Annotated in this window: 12 protein-coding genes; 9 read left to right on the top strand and 3 right to left on the bottom strand. The window is 63.5% G+C overall.

The window, feature by feature from the left end; genetic code table 11:
• The first annotated feature begins 411 nt into the window (after positions 1 to 411).
• The 8 genes from HQ394_RS19375 to HQ394_RS01550 all read left to right on the top strand — a co-directional run bounded on the left by HQ394_RS19375 (position 412) and on the right by HQ394_RS01550 (position 14,874).
• Positions 412 to 1,239 (top strand): glycoside hydrolase family 71/99 protein, encoded by an 828-nt coding sequence (locus tag HQ394_RS19375; RefSeq protein ID WP_223291774.1) that lies wholly within the window; start codon positions 412 to 414, stop codon positions 1,237 to 1,239.
• The gene (locus HQ394_RS01585; protein WP_223292003.1) at positions 1,221 to 1,964 is read left to right on the top strand and encodes an endo-1,3-alpha-glucanase family glycosylhydrolase; all 744 of its coding nucleotides are present in this window, start codon (positions 1,221 to 1,223) and stop codon (positions 1,962 to 1,964) included. The genes HQ394_RS19375 and HQ394_RS01585 overlap by 19 nt, the downstream gene beginning before the upstream one ends.
• 130 nt (positions 1,965 to 2,094) lie before the next feature.
• On the top strand, positions 2,095 to 7,215 hold the full coding sequence (locus HQ394_RS01580; protein WP_190261738.1) for a beta strand repeat-containing protein: 5,121 nt from the start codon (positions 2,095 to 2,097) through the stop codon (positions 7,213 to 7,215).
• Positions 7,196 to 7,486 (top strand): calcium-binding protein, encoded by a 291-nt coding sequence (locus tag HQ394_RS20965; protein WP_190263065.1) that lies wholly within the window; start codon positions 7,196 to 7,198, stop codon positions 7,484 to 7,486. Before HQ394_RS01580 ends, HQ394_RS20965 begins: the two co-directional genes overlap by 20 nt.
• A gap of 216 nt (positions 7,487 to 7,702) precedes the next feature.
• Positions 7,703 to 9,631, top strand: a complete 1,929-nt coding sequence (locus HQ394_RS01570) for a SurA N-terminal domain-containing protein (RefSeq protein WP_190261737.1) — start codon at positions 7,703 to 7,705, stop codon at positions 9,629 to 9,631.
• A 2-nt stretch (positions 9,632 to 9,633) separates the two neighbouring features.
• Positions 9,634 to 11,184, top strand: a complete 1,551-nt coding sequence (gene trpE / locus HQ394_RS01565) for an anthranilate synthase component I (RefSeq protein WP_190261736.1) — start codon at positions 9,634 to 9,636, stop codon at positions 11,182 to 11,184.
• A 636-nt stretch (positions 11,185 to 11,820) separates the two neighbouring features.
• Positions 11,821 to 13,152, top strand: coding sequence for an OmpA family protein (locus HQ394_RS01555; protein ID WP_190261734.1), 1,332 nt, complete (start codon positions 11,821 to 11,823; stop codon positions 13,150 to 13,152).
• Positions 13,153 to 13,401: 249 nt separating this feature from the next.
• Positions 13,402 to 14,874 (top strand): polysaccharide deacetylase family protein, encoded by a 1,473-nt coding sequence (locus HQ394_RS01550; protein ID WP_190261733.1) that lies wholly within the window; start codon positions 13,402 to 13,404, stop codon positions 14,872 to 14,874.
• A 7-nt stretch (positions 14,875 to 14,881) separates the two neighbouring features.
• Here HQ394_RS01550 and HQ394_RS01545 read toward each other — a convergent pair whose 3' ends face one another.
• Entirely contained in the window at positions 14,882 to 15,100 is a 219-nt protein-coding gene (locus HQ394_RS01545; protein ID WP_190261732.1) for a hypothetical protein, read from the bottom strand.
• A gap of 358 nt (positions 15,101 to 15,458) precedes the next feature.
• On the opposite strand from HQ394_RS01545, the gene HQ394_RS20345 reads away from it, so the two are divergent.
• The gene (locus HQ394_RS20345; RefSeq protein ID WP_263053759.1) at positions 15,459 to 15,587 is read left to right on the top strand and encodes a hypothetical protein; all 129 of its coding nucleotides are present in this window, start codon (positions 15,459 to 15,461) and stop codon (positions 15,585 to 15,587) included.
• A gap of 121 nt (positions 15,588 to 15,708) precedes the next feature.
• On the opposite strand, the gene HQ394_RS01540 is transcribed toward HQ394_RS20345, so the two are convergent.
• Both HQ394_RS01540 and cobN read right to left on the bottom strand, forming a co-directional pair.
• A complete protein-coding gene (locus HQ394_RS01540; RefSeq protein WP_190261731.1) occupies positions 15,709 to 16,479 on the bottom strand; it encodes an SDR family oxidoreductase in 771 nt (256 codons plus the stop codon).
• A gap of 216 nt (positions 16,480 to 16,695) precedes the next feature.
• Positions 16,696 to 20,451 carry a cobaltochelatase subunit CobN gene (gene cobN, locus HQ394_RS01535; protein ID WP_190261730.1) on the bottom strand — a complete coding sequence of 1,252 codons (3,756 nt, stop codon included), beginning with the start codon at positions 20,449 to 20,451 and terminating at the stop codon, positions 16,696 to 16,698.

Here is a 20,451-nt window from a genome sequence, read left to right as displayed (position 1 = left end):
CCTGCCTGACCCCTGGCCGTCAACGCACGCCAAGCAATAAATGCCCCAAAAGGGCCATAAAAAACACTATTAAATGTACGGCTTTTCAGTAAACATGTAAGTATATTCCGGATGGCGAAGAATATGTATCAATTTACGTACACTTAATGAACACATTTTGTGAAGCAGCGGCAGATACGTGTGTGTACGTCGTAATTTCGAGAGTGTAGAGGCTACTGTATACACATTTTAACCCCAGACAACATGCATCGTTGCTAATGGAATTTACATAAAATTGTGTTGGCATGAAAAATTCACTCCAAAATGTGTTGGGATTATGTAATATACATTTTGCAAATGGCGCAAACAAACAGGGTATGCGCTATTCATAAAGCCGCTAAGGACCCTATAATCTCTTTTATGGTGGGTGCGATGATTAGTGCCAACAATGAAACGTGCTGGAAACGCGTTTGTGGCCTAAATACATTCCGCGCGGGTGCTAGTCTACTGATCTTATCGATCGCTCTGCTTATTAGTTTCGCAGTCGATGCGGAGGCAGATACACCAATCCAGCAGGTTCTTCCTTTCAATCGGCCACCGATCAGTGATCTTCGCGTCTCATCACGAAAGGCATTTGCTTATTGGCATGTGTGGCCGGTTTCGGTCGATAACCTCGACCCCACAGTTGACTGGTACCAACGTAACGAACTCGCGCCGCTCGGCAATAACGGGGCGTACTATGCTGTCGGTGGGCGCATGCGGCAGCGACCGCTGCCGCGGCCGATCCGCAGTGAACCCGCCGGCACGTGGCAAGTGCGCGACATGGAGGATGAACTCAGGCGCGCCATCGAGATTGGTCTCGACGGGATGATGGTCAGTATCTGCACCCTTACCGAGGGCAGTTGCTGGGGTGAAGTAGAGGATATGCTTGAAGCCGCAAACAATATCGACCCGGACTTCAAGATCATCCCGACGCTCGATGTGACATCCTTGAAAAGCGGCGGCTATACGCCGGCGCAGATTGCCGCTGCTATCGCCTCACTCGCCACGGCGCCGGCGTTGATGCGCATGCCCGATGGTCGGCTCGTCCTCTTTGCGACCCTGCCAGAAGGGCAGACTCCCGCCTGGTGGCAATCGCTACGGCAGGAACTCCAGAACCGCGGTGTCGATATCTATCTGACGCTGATCGTGCTCGCGCGTATGAACAGAGCGTTGCCACTTACGCCCCTGTCGCCGAGGCGATTGGCAGTTGGGGAATAGCGACGCCCAGTGCTAGCGAGCAACAAACGGCGTCCCGGGTCAGCAGTCTTGCGCAGCTTGGCAAGAAGTATGTGGCGCCGGTACGGATGCAGGATCATCGCCCGCGAAATTCTGCCTATTACGAGGCAGCTAACAGCGGCACGCTGCGAGCGTCATTCAAGAATGCGATTGATGGCAACGCCGAATGGCTCTTCCTCTGCACCTGGAATGATGGCGAAGAAGGAACCGAGTTTCGCCCGTCAACAGGCATTCAGTGGGCAGTCTATGACCTCTCTGCCTACTACCTGACCTGGTACAAGACGGGGCAGGCACCAACGATAAGCCGGGATGTGCTGTATTATTTCCACCGCATCGAGTGGACGACAAGCCAGCCTGATCCAACCAAACAGCCGGTTCCGTTCGAATTGCGCTCTGCCTCGCAGTCGCCGGCGCAGGACCAGATCGAATTGCTCGCGTTCCTGCGTTCTCCCGGAACGCTGCAGATCGTTACCAGCGCCAACACGTCGCGGAGCAACGCGCCGGCTGGCGTGACATCGTTCAGCGTCGACCTCGCCAGTGGCTATCCCAAGTTCGCGTTGATCCGTAGCGGCAGCACCCGCGTCAAGCTGACGAGTGCCTTTAAAGTCCGGGATCAGATTGACTGGCAGGATTTACTCTATCGCGGCGGCAGTTCGACCCGCCCGGTCGTCGACATGGTGGCAAACCCGCCGGTTGTCGTTCCTTAGCCGATAGCCGATGGCACCCTGCGCATCCGGCGCGAGGTGCGCAGCCGCCGATAAGGCCCCAAGCATACACCGCCTGACGCCCCGCCCGAAGGGCGGACCGCACAGCCCATAGCAGTGAGGGAGTAGTCCTATGGCCGGCAACGTTCTCGTGGCTCTGAGCGACGGTAGCGACACACTCATTGGCACGTCTAATGACAATATCCTGGATGGGGGTGACGGCAACGACAGCCTCAGTGGCCTTGCCGGTGACGACAGCCTGCTTGGCGGTGCTGGGGCGGACACGCTGGACGGCGGCGACGGCAACGACAGCCTGGATGGCGGTGCTGGCGTGGACCGGATGGTTGGTGGCGCCGGCGACGACACCTACGTGATCGACGACGCCGGTGACCTGACGATTGAGGTGGCAAATGCCGGCACCGATACGGTGCTGACGGCGCGCAGTTGGACGCTCGCCACCTATCTGGAGAACCTCACCCTGACCGGCAGTGCGGCGGTCGATGGCACCGGCAACACCAGTGCCAACGTGATCACCGGCAACGCCGCGGCCAACGTGCTCGACGCCAGTTCGGGCGACGACACGGTGTTTGGCCTTGGCGGCAACGATACGCTTCTCGGTGGCAAAGGCAACGACAGCCTCGACGGTGGTAGCGGCGTCGATACCGCCTCCTACGCCAATATCAACCTCGCGGTGCGCGTCTCGCTCGCCCTTGCCGGGTCACAGAACACGCAAGGGGCGGGCTCCGACGTCCTGCTCAACATTGAAAACCTCATCGGCTCCGCCTATGCCGACACCCTGATCGGCGACGCCAACGGCAACCGGCTTGAGGCTGGCGGCGGCAACGACAGTCTCGACGGCGGTCTCGGCAACGACACCATCGACGGCGGTGATGGCATTGATGCCGTCACCTTCGCCAGCGCGGCGAACGGCGTTGCCGTCTCACTGGCGGTAAGCGGCGGCCAGAACGTCGGCACCGGCATCGACACGCTGCTCAATATCGAGAACCTGATCGGCTCAGCGTTTAACGACACGTTGAGCGGTGATGCGGGCGACAACAGCCTCGTCGGCGGCAGCGGCAATGATGTGCTCGATGGCGGCGGCGGCAACGACAGTCTTGATGGCGGCAGCGGCATCGATACCGCAAGCTTCGCCAGTGCAACGGCGGGGGTTGCCGTCTCGTTGCTGCTGAGCGGGGCGCAGAACACGCTGGGGGCCGGCACCGACACGCTGACCAACTTCCGCAACCTCGTCGGCTCGAGCTTCGCCGATACGCTGACGGGTGACGCCAATGCCAATGTGATCGATAGCGGCAGCGGTGCCGACAGCATCGATGGCGGGGCCGGCAACGATACGCTGATCGCTGGCACGGGTAGCGACACCCTTGATGGCGGCAGCGGCAACGATATCGTCTCCTACGCCACGGCGGGGGCGGCAGTGCGCGTCTCGCTGCTGCTGAGTGGGGCGCAGAACACGCTGGGGGCCGGCACCGATGTGCTGAGCAACGTGGAGAATCTGCTGGGCTCCGCCTATGCCGACACCCTGACCGGCAGTAACGGCGCCAACTTGTTGCAGGGCGGCGACGGCGACGACGTCATCAACGGCGCCGGCGGCAACGACACCCTCGACGGCGGCAGCGGCAACGATACAGCGAGCTACGCCACTGCCGGCAGCGCGGTCGTCGTTTCGCTCGCACTGAGCACCTCGCAAAATACGCAAGGTGCCGGCGTCGACACCCTGGTGAGCATCGAGAACCTGTCCGGCTCGGATTTCGCCGACCGACTGACCGGTGATGGCAATGCCAATGTCCTCGGCGGTGGCGACGGTAACGATACGCTCGACGGTGGTGGCGGTGACGACACGCTTGACGGCGGTGACGGCACAGATACCGCGAACTACGCCTTGGCTGCCGCGGCGGTGAAGGTCTCGTTGGCCACGACGGGCGATCAGGTGACCGGTGGCGCGGGGACCGAACAACTGCTCAACATCGAGAATCTTGTCGGCTCGCAGTACGCTGACACACTTATCGGCGACGCAACAAATAATGTCCTTGATGGCGGCACCGGCAACGATCGCCTGGCCGGCGGCGCCGGCGACGACACGCTGATCGGTGGCGCTGGCGACGACACGCTCGTTGGCGATGCCGGCAACGATCTGGTCAGCTATGCCACCGCGACAGCAGGCGTCACAGTCTCTCTGGCGATTACGACAGGACAGAACACCGGTGCTGCAGGCATCGACCTGTTGTCGGGGATCAAATCGTTGACCGGCTCCAGCTTCGGCGACACCTTCGCGGGGAGTTCCGGCGACAACGTGTTGGATGGGAGCGGGGGCAACGATTCTCTCGACGGGAAATACGGCCAGGATACGCTGCTCGGCGGCAACGGCAACGACACGATCGATGGTGGCGGTGGCGACGACAGTCTCGATGGCGGTGGCGGAGCCGCTGACGTAGCAAGCTACGTCAGCGGCTCCGCTGGCGTGCAAGTCTCCCTGGCCCTAACCGGTGGTCAGAACACCGGCGCCGCCGGCATCGATACGCTGGTCAACTTCCAGAATCTTTCGGGATCGAACTACGGCGACACGCTCAGTGGTGACACGCAGGCCAACATCATCACCGGCCTTGCCGGTGACGACAGCCTGCTTGGCGGCGCTGGGGCGGACACGCTGGACGGCGGCGACGGTAACGACAGCCTGGATGGCGGCGCTGGCGCGGACCGGATGGTTGGTGGCGCCGGCGACGACACCTACGTGATCGACGACGCCGGTGACTTGACGATCGAGGTTGCCAATGCCGGCACCGATACGGTGCTGACGGCGCGCAGCTGGACGCTCGCCACCTACCTGGAGAACCTCACCCTGACCGGCAGTGCGGCGGTCGACGGCACCGGCAACACCAGTGCCAACGTGATCACCGGCAACGCCGCGGCCAACGTGCTCGACGCCAGTTCGGGCGACGACACGGTGTTTGGCCTTGGCGGCAACGATACGCTGCTCGGTGGCAAAGGCAACGACAGCCTCGACGGTGGGAGCGGCGTCGATACCGCCTCCTACGCCAATATCAACCTCGCGGTGCGCGTCTCGCTCGCCCTTGCCGGGTCTCAGAACACGCAAGGGGCGGGCATCGACACCCTGCTCAACATCGAGAACCTTATCGGCTCCGCCTATGCCGACACCCTGATCGGCGACGACAACGGCAACCGGCTTGAGGCTGGCGGCGGCAACGACAGTCTCGACGGCGGTCTCGGCAACGACACCATCGACGGCGGTGATGGCATTGATGCCGTCACCTTCGCCAGCGCGGCGAACGGCGTTGCCGTCTCACTGGCGGTGAGCGGCGGCCAGAACGTCGGCACCGGCATCGACACGCTGCTCAACATCGAGAACCTGATCGGCTCAGCGTTTAACGACACGCTGAGCGGTGATGCGGGCGACAACAGCCTCGTCGGTGGCAGCGGCAATGATGTTCTCGATGGCGGCGGCGGCAACGACAGCCTTGATGGCGGCAGCGGTATCAATACCGCAAGCTTCGCCAGTGCAACGGCGGGGGTTGCCGTCTCGCTGCTGCTGAGCGGGGCGCAGAACACGCTGGGGGCCGGCACCGACACGCTGACCAACTTCCGCAACCTCGTCGGCTCGAGCTTCGCCGATACGCTGACGGGCGACGCCAACGCCAATGTGATCGATGGCGGCAGTGGCGCCAACAGCATCGATGGCGGCGCCGGCAACGATACGTTGATCGCCGGCACGGGTAGCGACACCCTTGATGGCGGCAGCGGCAACGATATCGTCTCCTACGCCACGGCGGGGGCGGCCGTGCGCGTCTCGCTGCTGCTGAGTGGGGCGCAGAACACGCTGGGGGCCGGCACCGATGTGCTGAGCAACGTGGAGAATCTGCTGGGCTCCGCCTTTGCCGACACCCTGACCGGCAGTAACGGCGCCAACCTGTTGCAGGGCGGCGACGGCGACGACGTCATCAACGGCGCCGGCGGCAACGACACCCTCGACGGCGGCAGCGGCAACGATCGGCTCAGCTTTGCCGGTGTGGCCGCCGGCGTAACCGTGTCGCTGGCGCAGACCGATCTGCAGGATACCCACGGTGCCGGCATCATGCAGATCGCCGGCTTCGAACACCTGATCGGCTCGGATTTCGCCGATAACCTCACAGGCGACGGTGGGGCGAATTCGCTGTTCGGTGGCACCGGCGATGACGTTCTCGATGGCGGCGGCGGCAATGACACCCTCGATGGCGGCAGCGGCAGTGATACCGCAAGCTTCGCCAGTGCAACGGCAGCGGTCAACGTTTCGCTCGCCCTCGCTGACGCGCAGAATACCGGCGGCGGCGGTATCGATCTGCTCCTCGGTATGGAAAACCTGCTGGGTTCGGCGTTCAACGATTGGCTCATCGGCGATGACGGCGCCAACATTCTCGATGGCGGCGCCGGCAATGACACCCTCGATGGCGGTGCCGGCAGCGATGCCGTCAGCTATCTCTCAGCGAGCAGTGGCGTTACCGTCTCGCTTGCCATCACCGGGGCGCAGAACACCGTGGGTGCGGGCACCGATACGTTTCTTAACGTCGAGAACCTGATCGGTTCTACCTTCAATGACTACCTGACGGGCAGCAGCGCGGATAATCTGATCCAGGGCGACAGCGGCAAGGACAGTCTCTTTGGTGCAACCGGTGACGACACCCTTGATGGCGGTAGCGGCAACGACCTGCTGCAAGGCGGTGACGGTAACGACAGCCTCTATGGCAACGTCGGTAATGACAACCTCTATGGCCAAGTAGGCAACGATACGTTGGACGGTGGCGCCGGCCTTGATTTTCTCGACGGCGGGATTGGTGCGGACTCCCTCTTCGGCGGCGATGGCAGCGACACCTTATACGGCAATGACAGCGCCGATTCCCTCGCCGGAGGCAACGATGACGACGAACTGAACGGCGACAACGGCAACGACTCGCTCGACGGTGGGAGCGGCGACGACGCCTTGTTCGGTGGGAGTGGCAACGATACGCTGCAGGGTGGCGCCGGCGACGATGTTGTTAGCGGTGATACCGGCAACGACAGCCTCGCCGGTGGCAGTGGCATGGACTATCTCGACGGCTGGACCGGCAACGATACGCTCGCCGGCAACGATGGCGACGATATCCTCTATGGCTTCGACGGCAATGACTCACTGGATGGTGGCGCCGGAAACGATCAGCTGGATGGCGTAAAGCGGCAACGATACGCTGTTCGGTGGTACCGGTGACGACAGTTTATCCGGCAGTGATGGCAGCGACCGCTTTGTCTTCAGCGGCAACAATGGCCAAGATACGATCTTTGACTTCGAACACGGCGTTGATACGATCGAAATCCATGGCTATGGCGTCGCGATCAACTCCTTCGCCGACTTGAACATTACCCAGCACGGCAGTGATGTATGGATCGATCTCGGTGCCGACGTGGCGGGTGCGGGCGTGATCGTCCTTGCGGGCGTCAGCTTGGCTGGACTTGACGCCTCGGACTTCCTGTTCACTTAGTAGCCAAAGCGGCAGGTGGGGTGGCGCGGCGGTCGACGGCAGTGATACGTCCGGATCGACCGCTTTCCCCACGACATTGCGGCGGCTGACCGAGCGTGCTAGGTGGGCCGTCCGCATGCACCGGCTGCCGCCGGTCTTGGCGGTTTCCAAGCGGCATGCTACACGAGTAGAACATCGTCGGCGCTCATCCTGCTGCCAGGGTCGCCACTGAGATTAATGGCGCGCCGATCCAGCGTAACCCGCATTTTCTCCGAGATCATGCTCGCTGACATTCGTAAGTACGCCGACTCAATCGTCGTCAAGATCCTGTTCGCCCTGCTGATGCTCAGCTTTGTTATCTGGGGCGTCGCCGACGTGTTCCGTCCGCACTCGTCCGGCGGCTGGGTTGCGAAGGTGGGTGAACGGGAGATTGGCCGAACGGAATTCGATAATGAAATGCGTGCGACCGTGCGCCAGCTGCAGCAGTCCTTTGGCGAAAGCCTGGACGCGGCAGCGATCCGCTCGCTTGGCATCTCCCGCTCGGTGCTGAACCAGTTGGTCAGCCGGGCGCTGGTGCAGGCAGAAGCAGACGCGCTCGGTATTCGCACCGGCGACGATGTTCTGCGCCAGACGTTGCTGGCCGACCGGCGTTTTCGCACTGCTACCGGGGAGTTCGACAACGCTGCGTTGCAGGCCTTCATCCAACGGNCTGGGCGAACCCAGGCAGGGTTCTTCAACGACCTGCGTACCGAAGTATCGGCCCGTGCCCTGGTCACTTCCGTCGAAGCCGGTGTGGTGTTGCCGCAGGCACTTGTGCATACGCTGGAGTCCTACTTCGCCGAACAACGCGACCTGGACTACGTGGTGGTGAAGTTCGAGGCGATGAAGGTTGACGCAGCGGCTGATGATGCTGCACTGCAGGCGTTTTATGAGGCGCACGGCGAGGATTATCGGCGACCGGAGTTTCGCAAGGCGACGGCGATCATCATCGCTGCAGCCGATCTGGCTAAAGAGGTCAAGATCGACCCGGCAGACCTCAAGACGGCCTACGACGAGCGGATCAACGAGTTCGTGCGGCCCGAACGGCGCACCTTCCGCCAGATGCTGTTCGCCGACGAGGCAAAGGCGCGTTGGGCGGCAGAACGACTGAAGGCGGGTCACAATTGGGATGAGGTCGCCAAATCGCCCGAGGCAGGGTCACCCGCACTGGCGACGCTGGGGCCGATCAGTGGCAGCGGCCTGCCGGAGGAACTGCGCGCCGCCGTTNTTCGGGCGCGCCGCGGGGTCGCTGGCGACCCGGTCAAAAGTTCCCTCGGCTGGCATCTGATCGAGGTTGTCACGATTGAGCCGGGGACCACCGCCCCCTTGGCTGAGGTCTCCGAGCAGCTTTCGCGGCAACTGGCCGAGGAAAAGGCCAACGACCAGATGATCGATCTGGGCAACCGGCTGGAAGAGGCAGTCGGCCGCGGTAAGTCGCTGGAGGCGGCAGCGGAAGAACTGGGATTGAAGCCGCGCACCCTGGATGCGATCGACTCGCTCGGCAACGATGCCGACGGCAAGATGCTGNGGGGGCTGCCGCCGAAGCTGGTGCAGACGGTCTTCAGCTCCCCGAAGGGGATCCCGAGTTCGCTCGTCGAGGCAGACCGGGAAACCTTGTTCCTGATCCGGGTTGATGACGTGCAGCCATCGGTGCTGCGGCCCTTCGCCGATGTGCGCGATGCCGTTCAGGCGGCTTGGCTGCGCGATCAAAGGATGCAAAAGGCGCGCGAGATGGCGCAACAGCTTGTCGATCGCAGCGGCAGTGGCAGTCTTGCCGATGCCGCCGCCAGTTTTGGCCTGAAGCCGGCAAAAGCCGGGCCCTTCAGCCGTCTGGGCACTCCACCTGCCGATACGTTGCCGGTGCCGGTGATCCGGCAGGCGATGGAGGCACCGGCCGGTCACGTGTTGTCGATTCCCAGCGACGAGGCCATTTACGTCGTCGTTTCACGGCGGAACGCGGCCACGAGCGGAGATGCCTCAGCGGCAGTTCTCGATGAAGAGCGCAGCAAGGGCCTCGATCAACTGCGTGATGACGTGGTGGCACAATACCTCGAAGCGCTGCGCGCTCGACATCCGGTTCGGATCAATCAAGCGGTTCTCGACGAGATCAATAATCAGGCGCCCTGACCATGCGCTTTTTTCCTGACCGGCCCGACTTTGATGCGGCGCTCACGGCTGGACGTCCGCAGGTGGTGTGGGCGGAACTGGTTGCCGATCTTGAAACACCTGTTTCGGCGATGCTGAAGATCGCTGGCGATGGTGTGAACTGCTTCCTGCTGGAGTCGGTGGAGGGCGGTGCTGTCCGCGGCCGGTACTCCTTTATCGGCATTGACCCGGACGTGGTCTGGCGCTGCTTCGGCAACCGTGCCGAGATCAATTGGTCACCGTCAATCGATGCGGACGCCTATAATCCTTGTCCGATCGGCGAACGTGCGGGCGCTATCCAGTCGCTGCGGGCACTTTTCCGCGCCTCGCGCATCGATTTGCCGCAGCAACTGCCGCCGATGGCGGCGGGGTTGTTCGGTTACCTGGGATATGAAGTTGTCCGCCTGATCGAAAACCTGCCGACGACGAAGCCTGACGTGCTCGCGGTCCCTGACGCGATGTTTCTCCGGCCGACGGTGATCGCCGTCTTCGACAACGTGGAAGACAAGATCATCATCGTTACGCCCGTTTGGGCAGAGCAGGCGACATCGGCAGATGCGGCCTTTGCAAAGGCGACCGGTCGCCTCAACGCTGTTGCCGCTCGCCTCGAAGGACAGGTGCCGGGCCGGCGGACGATTGACTTGCCGGCGACGCCGACGCTTTCGCCGCAATCCAACTTTGCCAGGGACGACTATTATCGGGCTGTCGCCGCCGCCAAGGAACTCATCTTCGCCGGCGACATCTTCCAGGTGGTGCCTTCGCAGCGTTTCCGCATGCCGGTGCCAGGCGACGCGTTTGCCTTCTATCGCGCGCTGCGACGTCTGAACCCCTCTCCCTTTCTGTTCTTCCTGCGCTTCGCTGGCTTCTGCGTTGTCGGTTCGAGTCCGGAAATCATGGTTCGGGTGCGTGCCGGCAAGGTGACTATCCGGCCGATTGCCGGTACCCGGCCGCGCGGCCTTACCCCCGAAGAGGATCGTCGGTTGGCGGAAGACCTGATCGCCGATCCGAAGGAACTGGCAGAGCATCTGATGCTGCTCGACCTTGGCCGTAACGACGTGGGCCGCGTCGCTCAGCTCGGGACCGTGCGGGTGACTGAGAAGATGATCATCGAGCGCTATTCGCACGTCATGCATATCGTCTCCAATGTGGAAGGCGACCTGGACCCGCGCTACGATGCCCTCGATGCGCTGTTTGCCGGCTTTCCCGCCGGAACCGTCTCCGGAGCACCGAAGGTGCGGGCGATGGAGGTCATCGACGACCTCGAACCGGAGCGTCGCGGCATCTACGGCGGCTGTATCGGCTATCTGGGCGCCAACGGTGAACTGGACACCTGCATTGCCCTGCGCACGGCGGTGATCAAGGACGGCGTGCTTTATGCTCAGGCCGGAGGTGGTGTCGTCGCCGATAGCGATCCGGCGTTCGAGTACCAGGAGTGTGTCAACAAGGCACGCGCCTTGGTCCGGGCGGCAGAGCTCGCCGCTGGCTTCGCCACCGACAGCGATCAGCCGGCTACAACGGTAGCGCCGCGGCCATAGCCGCCCCAGCACCGGCGTCGCCCAACCCCTGAAGCGTGACGTCCGTCTCGTCGGCTGCCCACTGCGCCTGGCGACTACCGGCAACAACCGGAGGGCCGTGAAATTAAATGGAACAGGTGAAAAACGGCCCGAAAAAGTCGTCACCTGATTACGCAGGACACTTCGCTTAGGCGATGGCGTGGAAGGTGCCGCGCAGGCTGGCTTGAGGTTGCCAAGCAGGCGTTGAGCCAGCGAAAGGTGGGATTGCCGGCGGCGCTCAGCGCGGCGAACTCGGCATCCGCTCCCGCCCGACTGACGAAGACATCGATCTCCCGCTCGTGTGCTGGCGCCCCCGCTTCGCCCATTTCGCCACCTTACCTTGCACACGCCAAGCTTAGATTGGGAGAGGCGCCGCAGGCAAGGGCAGCGATCCCAAATCCGCGCAGATGCCGATACTAGGGCGATGACCGAAAGAATTTGTTCTCTTTGCATCATCCGTCTTTTGACATGGGCGGACGGCAAGGCTAAAAGCGTCTTCCTATGTGCGCGCAAAAGTAGCGAAAAAGAAAAAAAGCACGGAACGGGCCAACCTTGGAACGCCGGCGATACCAGGCGTTCCCGACATTCAGATAGTCGATCGTTGGAGGAGGCAGAGAGATGGCGTTGTTCGACGCGCTGATTGCCGAACTCGGCAAGCGGTTCAACCTGGAGGGCCGGGCAGCACCGCTGATCCGTGAAACCCTGCGGATCATTACAGAGTCGCCGGGCGGCCTCGGCGGCTTTCTCGATCGCTTCAAGGCGGCGGGTCTCGGGGGCCTGGTCACTTCGTGGCTCGGCACAGGAGAGAACCTGCCGCTGCAGCCGGGCCAATTGGACCGTGTGCTCGGTACGGGCTTTCTCGAACAGATCGGCCGCCGCATCGGCCTGAGTGCGTCGGCGTTGGCGGCGCCGGTGGCTTTTCTCATTCCCCGCCTTGTGGATTTGCTGACGCCGAAGGGCGAGGTACCGGCAGCGTTGCCGGCCGAAGCGCGCGCCATGCTCACCGCCGAGCCGGCGACGGCGGTGGCGGCAAAAGGTAGTTCCAATAAGCTGTGGTGGATCGTCGGGCTGCTCGCGCTGCTCGGGATCGCCGGTTACTTCAGTTGGTACACGCCAACCGGCAAGGTGACCACGGCCGGGACATCGACCGTGACGCCGTCGCCAGTGGCGCAGCTTCCGGCAAAGCTGTCGATCACCAACGCCAACAACCAAATCCGCTACGGCGGAACGGTGAACAGTGAAGCGACGCGGGATTCGATCGTGGCGACGCTGAAGGAGGTGTTCGGCGAGGGTAACATCTCCGGCCTCATCTCCGTCGATCCGAATTTCGCCCCGGCGGTGTGGTTCGACAAGCTGAAGGCGGCACTGCACGAATTGAAGATCCCGGGCGTCGAAGCGGTGTTCGACGGCAAGGGAGTCTTCCTCGGTGGGCTGCCGGACGGGCAGATCACGGGATTGCAGGGCCGCCTGCGGGCAATTTNNTTCGGTGAGGATTTTATCTTCGGCTCCCTGGGGGACCGGGCAATGGCGGCGATCGCCAGCGCGCGTGACGCAACATTGGCGGCGCTGGGACAATTGAAGGCTGGCTTCACCGGTGCCGACCTGGTGAAAGCGCTCAATCTGGCAATTATCAACTTCGAGACCGACAGCGCGACGGTGGCTACCGATGGTCGGGCTCTGCTTGAGAAGATCGCTGCGTCGATCAAGGCGGCGCCGCCGACGACGGTGATCGAGATCGATGGCCACACCGACTCCACTGGCGATCCGGCGGCGAATCAGCTGTTGTCCGAACAGCGTGCCCAGTCGGTACGGGCGATCCTGATCGAGAATGGCGTGCCGGAGGCGATGATTGTCACCCACGGCTTTGGTGACACGCATCCAGTGGCCAGCAACGATACGCCGGACGGGCGATTCAAGAACCGGCGGATCGAGTTCGTCGTTGTTCAGTAGGGGATAGGGCTGTTCTTGCCCCGCGCAGCCGGTTTTGCCAGGCACTGGCGGACCGGCTGCGCGGTTCCCCTGTTTCGCTGGCGCCCCGCTAGCGCCGGATGGCGATCTGGGCGCATCGCCGTTTATCTCCTTGATGGCAGACTGCCGGCTTGCTTCTATGTCGGCAAAATTGGGGGCGGAGAAAGCGACTCATCCGCCTCGTCAATCACGTTTTGATTAAGTCAGTCGCCATGCAGGGACTAACGCCCGATGATTGCACTCCCGGAATACGTCGACGGCCTTCCCAATCTGGCGGGTCACGAAGAGGACATCGCCGCGGCAATCGCCGCAGCGGCGGATCGTGAGGTCTTTCGCCCGGAAAGTCGGATCGATTTTGCGTCGATCAAATCGGCGGCGACCATTGCGCTGCATATGCATCAGCCGCTGATTCCGGCCGGTGGCGGCGATCTTCGCACCGCACGGATCATCAGCAATCTCAAGTACATGATGGACAACCAGGGCATCGGCGACAACTACAACGCCGGTCCTTTCGTCTGGTGCTACAAGCGAATCGGCGAGTTCGTCCCGCAACTGGTGCACGAAGGCAAGGAGCCCCGGGTGATGCTCGAATACTCGGGCACCCTGCTGCACGGACTGCGCGATATGGGCGAACACCACGTCATCGATGCGCTGAAGGGGGTCACCATGAACCCCGACTACCGTCGTTGCGTTGAATGGCTCGGCTGCCCCTGGGGGCATGCGGTGGCACCATCGACGCCGATCCAGGACTTCCGCCTGCACGTCCGCGCCTTCCAGCACCATTTCGCCGCCATCTTCGGCATGGAAGCGATGGAGCGGATCCGCGGGTTCTCGCCGTCAGAGATGGCGATGCCGAACCATCCGGACGTTGCCTACGCCTACATCAAGACGCTGGTGGACTGCGGCTTCACCTGGATGCTGGTGCAGGAGCACACGGTGGAGCAGCCGGAGAACGGCCATGGGCCGGAGCAGAAGCACCTGCCGCACCGCCTCGTCGTCCACAGCTCGACCGGCGAGACGGCGGAAATCATCGCTCTGATCAAGACGCAGGGCTCCGACACCAAGTTGGTGGCGCAGATGCAGCCCTACTACGAGGCGAAGAGCCTTGATCGCTGGCAGTTGGCGGGCAAGAGCGTGCCGCCGCTGGTGAGCCAGATCGCCGACGGCGAGAACGGTGGGGTGATGATGAACGAGTTCCCGGGCAAGTTCATGGACTGCGTGCGCGAGGCTTCGCACTCGCAAACGCCGCTGATGAACGGTACCGAATACCTCGAACACCTGTTCGCCGCCGGGATTACCCCGGCCGATCTGCCGGTGGTGCAGCCGATCTTCCAGAAGCGGATCTGGGACAAGATGCAGCCGGGCGACGGGCCGCAGAAGCTCGCCACGGTGATCGAGACGTGCAAGAAGGAGGATGGCCGCTTCAACATGGATGGCGGCAGCTGGACCAACAACATCTCCTGGGTGCAGGGCTACGAGAACGTACTCGCGCCGATGGACAAGGCCAGTTCCGACTTCTACGAGCGGGTGCTGAAGCGGCCTAACCTGAAGACTGACGAGACGCGCTACCGCAACGCGTTGTACCACCTGCTTTCGGCCGAAACGAGCTGCTACCGCTACTGGGGCCAGGGCATCTGGACCGACTACGGCGCCGAGATGGCGCGCCGTGCCGACGCCATCTGCACCAACGACTATTCAAGCTGACGCGCCGTCAGAACGCACCGTTGAGCGACACTGCCATCGGCGCGGCACCGCTGCAGCCGCGGTTCATTCCGCCGATCCTGCCGTAGGTTACCGCGCCGCTACTGGCGCTGATCACCGCCTCGGAGATGGCCGCCATCACCCGCCGCTGGGCGAAGATCACCAGGGTGAGGCGGCGCTCGTTCTCCTCTGCCATCGCTGCCTTGCCGATCATCTGTGCTTTGCCCATGCGGATTGCCCTGTCTCTCAGATCGCCTTGTCTCTCGGATCGCTGCCTCGGGCATGACAGTGCCAGTTCCGTGCCAGCCGCGACCGGAGCTAACTTGCTGAATTGTAAAGGTTAAAAATCGAAGAGGGCGGGAGTGGTGGGCAAGACTCGCCACCACCACCGGCAGGATTTGCCGGTCAGGTGCGATCAACACCGTCGCTGCAGTGCCACGATTGGAGGGGCTGCTTACCAAAACGCAACCCTTCTTTCCGCATAGTCAGCGGGCGCGCATCGGAAGTGTGTCGGCGGCCATGGAACTCAACGTGAGACGCGGGCATGCAATCCGACGCCGTAGCAGCGGCTCGACGGGGATTGGTGAATGGAAATGTTGGCAGAGCTGAATGTCTTGATCCTGTTGGTGTGGTTGACGGCGGAAATGATCCCGGTGCTGGCCAACGGTCTAGCGAATTGGGAGATCGAACTGCGTAAACGCGACCGCAACGAATGAGCGGCCCACCAGCCGCGATGTCAGCTGAACCGTTTCCTCGCTTCGAGCGAGGCATTCGTCAGTACGCGACGGCACAGATGAATGCGCTCGCTGATCGTGTTCGCAAGCGGTGGTGCTGGGCTCAGACGCTCATGTAGCCGCCGTCCACCAGGAGGTCGGCGGCGGTGACGTAGCTCGACTCGCTGCCGGCAAGATAGAGGACGGCTGCGGCAATCTCCTCGGCCGTGCCGACGCGGCCCAGCGGCGCCGCTTGTTTGACGAAGCCCTCGAAGCCGCTGAACGCCTCGGGCGTCATCCCCATCTTCGCCTGAAAAGCGGTCGGGATCAGTCCCGGACTGACGGTGTTGACTCTGATCCCCTGCGGTCCCAGTTCCATAGCTAGACTGCGGCAGAGCGAGCGGACGGCGGCTTTGGTTGCGGCGTAAACGCTCGCCGTAGCCAGTCCCTTGCTGTGCACGGCGGAGCAGTTGAGGATGATGCTGCCGCCGGCTCCCATTAGCGGGAGCAGCTTCTGAACGGTGAAGAACAGTCCCTTAACATTGATATCAAATTGAAAATCGAAATCGGCCTCATCGACGCAATCAATCGTCGTNGGGAAGGTGCCGACGCCGGCGTTGGCAAACAGCACGTCGACGCTGCCGAACGTTTCCTTGGTGGAGGTCGCCAGCAAATCGAGGTCGTGCAGCGACCGCACATCGGCACGGAAGCCGACGACACCGTTGGCGAGTTCCTGCACCGCCGCCTCGACGCGCGCATCGCTTTGTCCGGTGATGAGCACGTTGGCGCCCTCGGCCAGGAAGCGTTGGGCGGTAGCGAAGCCGATACCGGTTGTGCCGCCGGTGATCACCACGGTCTTGTCGGCGAACTGTCCGGCCGTTGACGCATGCACCATCAGAGCTCTCCTTGCATCCCTGTTGATCCGTAGCCGACGCTAAGCCCTAGTCGCGCGATCGACGCGGCTCCTTAGCGATGCGGCGCCTGCCGACGATTGTTGTCCTGTAGAGATGGTGGGGAGCCGATCAGAGATCGAGCACTGTGCTGCAGATGTCTGCAGTGCCTGTGCGTGGGCGCCTCTTGCCTCGATGCATCTCCAGGCCAAACCGCAGGCTCAGACGGATGGCGCAACCACACCCTTTGCCAGTTGCTGCAGTACGCCGGCGGCGCCGTTACTGCTCGGCCGCCACAGGTCGCGCGTCTGGGCTTCGAGCAACCGCTCGCTCATCTCCATCAGCGCCGCGGGATTGTTGGCGGCGAGGAAATCGCGCACCGCATCGTCATCGATGTAGGCACGATAGACCGCATCGAAGTGGTGATCCTTGACGCAATGGGCAGTGGCGGCAAAGGCGAACAGGTAATCCACCGTTGCGGCCATCTCGAAGGCGCCCTTGTAGCCATGGCGCATGACGCCGTTGATCCACTTCGGGTTGACCACCCGGGCGCGGACGATGCGGGCAACCTCTTCTTCAAGGGTGCGGATCACCGGTTGCTCGGGTCGCGCATGGTCGGCGTGGAAGACCACCGGCTGTGTGCCGGAAAGGACTCGCACTGCCGCCGTCATTCCGCCTTCGAACTGGTAGTAGTCGTCGGAGTCGAGCAGGTCGTGTTCGCGATTGTCCTGGTTCTGCACCACCAGTTCGATGTCCTTGAGCCGGCTTTCGAAGGTGGCATGCGCCGCTTGCCCGGCGAGCCGGCCGCCGTAGGCATAGCCGCCCCAGGCGACATAGGCGCGGGCGAGATCGGCGTCGGTTTGCCAGCCGCGCTCGTCGATCAGCGCCTGCAAACCGGCCCCGTAGGCGCCCGGCTTGGAGCCGAACACCCGCGCGCCGGCCAGCCGTTCGGCTTCGGCCTCGTCTATGCCGTCTCCGGCCAGCCGCCGTCGTTCCGCGCCCACCCGGGCGGCGAGGGGGTTGTCGGCCGGCGGCTCGTCAAGATCGGCGACGGCGCGCACCGCCGCATCGAACAGATCGATCAGGTTGGGGAAAGCGTCGCGAAAGAAGCCAGAAATGCGCAAGGTGACATCGACGCGCGGCCGGCCGAGGACGCCCGCTGGCAGCACCTCGAAGCCGGTGACCCGCCGCGACGCTTCGTCCCAGGTGGGCGGCAGNCCGATAAGCGCCAAGGCCTGGGCAATGTCGTCGCCGCCGGTGCGCATATTGCTGGTTCCCCAGGCGGTGACGGCAAGGTGTTGCGGCCAGTCGCCATGGTCCTGGGCATAGCGCTCGAGCAACAGTGCCGCCGACTTCCAGCCAAGTGTCCACGCCGCTGGCGTCGGAACGGTGCGGGTGTCAACAGAGTAGAAGTTACGCCCGGTGGGCAGGACGTCCGGCCGGCCGCGGGTCGGGGCACCGGATGGCCCCGGCGCGACAAACCGGCCATCGAGGCCGGTCAGCAGCGCCGCTCGTTCGCACTCACCACAGGCGGTGACGGCGGGGCGAAGCCGATCCTCGATCGACCTAAGCACGGCTGCGGTCGCCGTCCATGCCGGTGCCGGCAGCTGTTCGCCGCCGACCAGAGCCGCAGCCAGACCCTCCAGCCGCTCGACGGTATCGCCGGTGGTGCGCCAGGGTGGTCCTTCCGCCAGCACCGGCGGCCGTGGTCCCTTCCAAGGCATCGCCGGATCGGCGGTGAGCGGGTCGACGTCGAGGGCAAGATCCTTTGCCAGCGTCCGCAGCAGTGAGGCCTCGCCGGCGGCACTTCCCCGTGGCGTCCGCACCAGTGCCAGCAGCAGGTCGCGCAACTGCACTCCGGTCGGTGCATGGCCGAATACGTGCAGACCATCGCGGATCTGCAGTTCCTTCAGTTCGCACAGATAGCGATCGAGCTTGGTGAGTGCGTCCTCGCGACCGTCATCGACGGCGATGCCACAATCGACGTCGAAGCCGCCGACCCGGCAGAGCGACAGGATCTCATCTCCCAGCATCTTGAGGCGGCGGGGATCGACGCCGGCGGCTTCGTAGTATTCGTCCACCAGCCGCTCAAGGTCGGCCAGCGGGCCGTAGCTTTCGGCGCGAGTCAGAGGTGGCGTCAGGTGATCGATGATGACCGCCTGCGCCCGGCGCTTCGCCTGGGTGCCTTCGCCTGGATCATTGACAATGAAGGGGTAGAGGTGGGGCAGGGGACCGAGCGCGGCTTCGGGGAAACAGTCGGCCGATAGGGCCAACGCCTTACCGGGCAGCCATTCGAGGTTGCCGTGCTTGCCAACGTGGACGATTGCCTGCGCCCTGAATGTCTGCCGCAGCCAGAGATAGAAGGCGAGATAAGCGTGCGGCGGCGGCAGGTCGGGACTGTGGTAGCTCGACGTCGGATCGATGTGGTAACCGCGCGCTGGCTGCAGACCGATAGCGACGTTGCCGCAGCAGAAGGCGGCAACGAGGATGCGGCCGCAGTCGAGGCGACCGGGGCGAAAGTTGGGGTCTTTTTCGGCGGAGCCCCATTGGGCTTCGATGCGTTGCCGCAGCGCAGCCGGCAGGGTGGAATAGAACAGCGAGTAATCGGCAAAGGAGACCCACTCCCGCTCGATGCGCGTCGGCAGCGCCTTGAGGTCATTGGTGGGCCCTTCAGCCAAACGGGCGATCAGGGCGTTGCCATCGCCGGGAGTGTCCTCTACCCGATAGCCGGCAGCGGCGAGGGTCTCGAGAATGGTGACCACGCTCGCCGGGGTATCGAGGCCGACACCGTTGCCGAGGCGGCCATCGCGGTTGGGGTAGTTGGCCAGCACCAGGGCGACCCGCCGTTCGGCGGCCGGTGTCTGGCGTAGCCGCACCCAGTGGGCGGCAAGGTCGGCAACGAAGGCGATACGGTCCGGCTCCGGGCGATAGACGGTCACCGGACAGCAGGTGAGCGGATCGCGGACAGCGGCGTCTTTAAAGGAGACGGCGCGAGAGACGATGCGGCCGTCCACCTCCGGTAGCGCCACGTTCATGGCGATGTCGCGGGCGGTGAGCCCATGCGTACCGTCGCGCCAGCTGGCGGCATCGCTACCGGCGAAGATGACCTGCAGCACCGGGCAATCGGTTCCGGCGAGTGGTCCGGCGACCATCGCCTCGCCCGGCACCGACAGCGCAAAGCCGGTGGTATTGAGAATGACCGCCGGTGGGGCGTCGGCAAAGGCGGTCGCCACCGTGGCGGCGGCCACCGGGTCCTTCAGGCTGGCGACGAAGACCGGCAATGCGTTCAAGCCGACGCGATCGAGAGCGTTGATCAGAGCATCGATTGCCGCAAGGTTGCCCGCCTGCACCAGTGCCCGATAGAACAGCAGCGCCGCCACCGGTCGNTTCGGCCCCCAGGCGACGCGGAGCTGTGCCAAACCGGGCGTCGCCATCCCCGGCCAGTAAAGTCCCGCCCGCAGCAGCCGCCGCGGTTCCTGCCAAGTTGCCGTGCCGCCGATCAGCGTTGCCGCATAACGGAGAAAATCGCCGGCGTTGCCGACGCCGCCGTGCACCAGATATTGCCACAGCCGGTGCCAGGCGGCGGCGTCCACCGACGACAGTCGGGCGAGTTCGGCATCGGGCTGGTCGTCCCCCGGCAGCAAGGCTATGGCGATGCCGCGCTCGCTGCCGAGCCGCACAACCTCGTCGACGCCGTAGGCCCAGTAACCGCGGCCGCCCAGCAGGCGGATGACGATCAGCTTGGCCGCAGCGAGCGTCTTTTCGATGTGCAGATCCACCGACATGGGATGGTTGAGCTGCAGCAGGCTGGCGAGGCGGACCGACGGGAAGCTGTCACCCAGGTTGCCGCGCGCGGCGGCAAGGCAGGCAAGCTCACTGTCGGCCGCAGAGAGGACGACGATGTCGCCCGGTGGCTGGTCCAGATCAACGGCAACGCCGTCGGGAACGGCACCGGGGATGGCGGCGAGGAGGTGCAT

Origin of the sequence: Defluviicoccus vanus, assembly GCF_014672695.1 — a bacterium.
Taxonomy (GTDB): domain Bacteria; phylum Pseudomonadota; class Alphaproteobacteria; order Rhodospirillales; family Defluviicoccaceae; genus Defluviicoccus; species Defluviicoccus vanus.
The sequence above is the reverse complement of the archived record's forward strand: the minus strand, read 5'-3'. Positions and strand labels throughout refer to the sequence as shown.

Coding starts and splice junctions, on each gene's coding strand:
- HQ394_RS01545 (WP_190261732.1), bottom strand. CDS start 15,100: ATGGGCAAAGCACAGATGATCGGCAAGGCAGCGATGGCAGAGGAGAAC.
- HQ394_RS19375 (WP_223291774.1), top strand. CDS start 412: ATGATTAGTGCCAACAATGAAACGTGCTGGAAACGCGTTTGTGGCCTA.
- HQ394_RS20345 (WP_263053759.1), top strand. CDS start 15,459: ATGGAAATGTTGGCAGAGCTGAATGTCTTGATCCTGTTGGTGTGGTTG.
- HQ394_RS01550 (WP_190261733.1), top strand. CDS start 13,402: ATGATTGCACTCCCGGAATACGTCGACGGCCTTCCCAATCTGGCGGGT.
- HQ394_RS01580 (WP_190261738.1), top strand. CDS start 2,095: ATGGCCGGCAACGTTCTCGTGGCTCTGAGCGACGGTAGCGACACACTC.
- trpE (WP_190261736.1), top strand. CDS start 9,634: ATGCGCTTTTTTCCTGACCGGCCCGACTTTGATGCGGCGCTCACGGCT.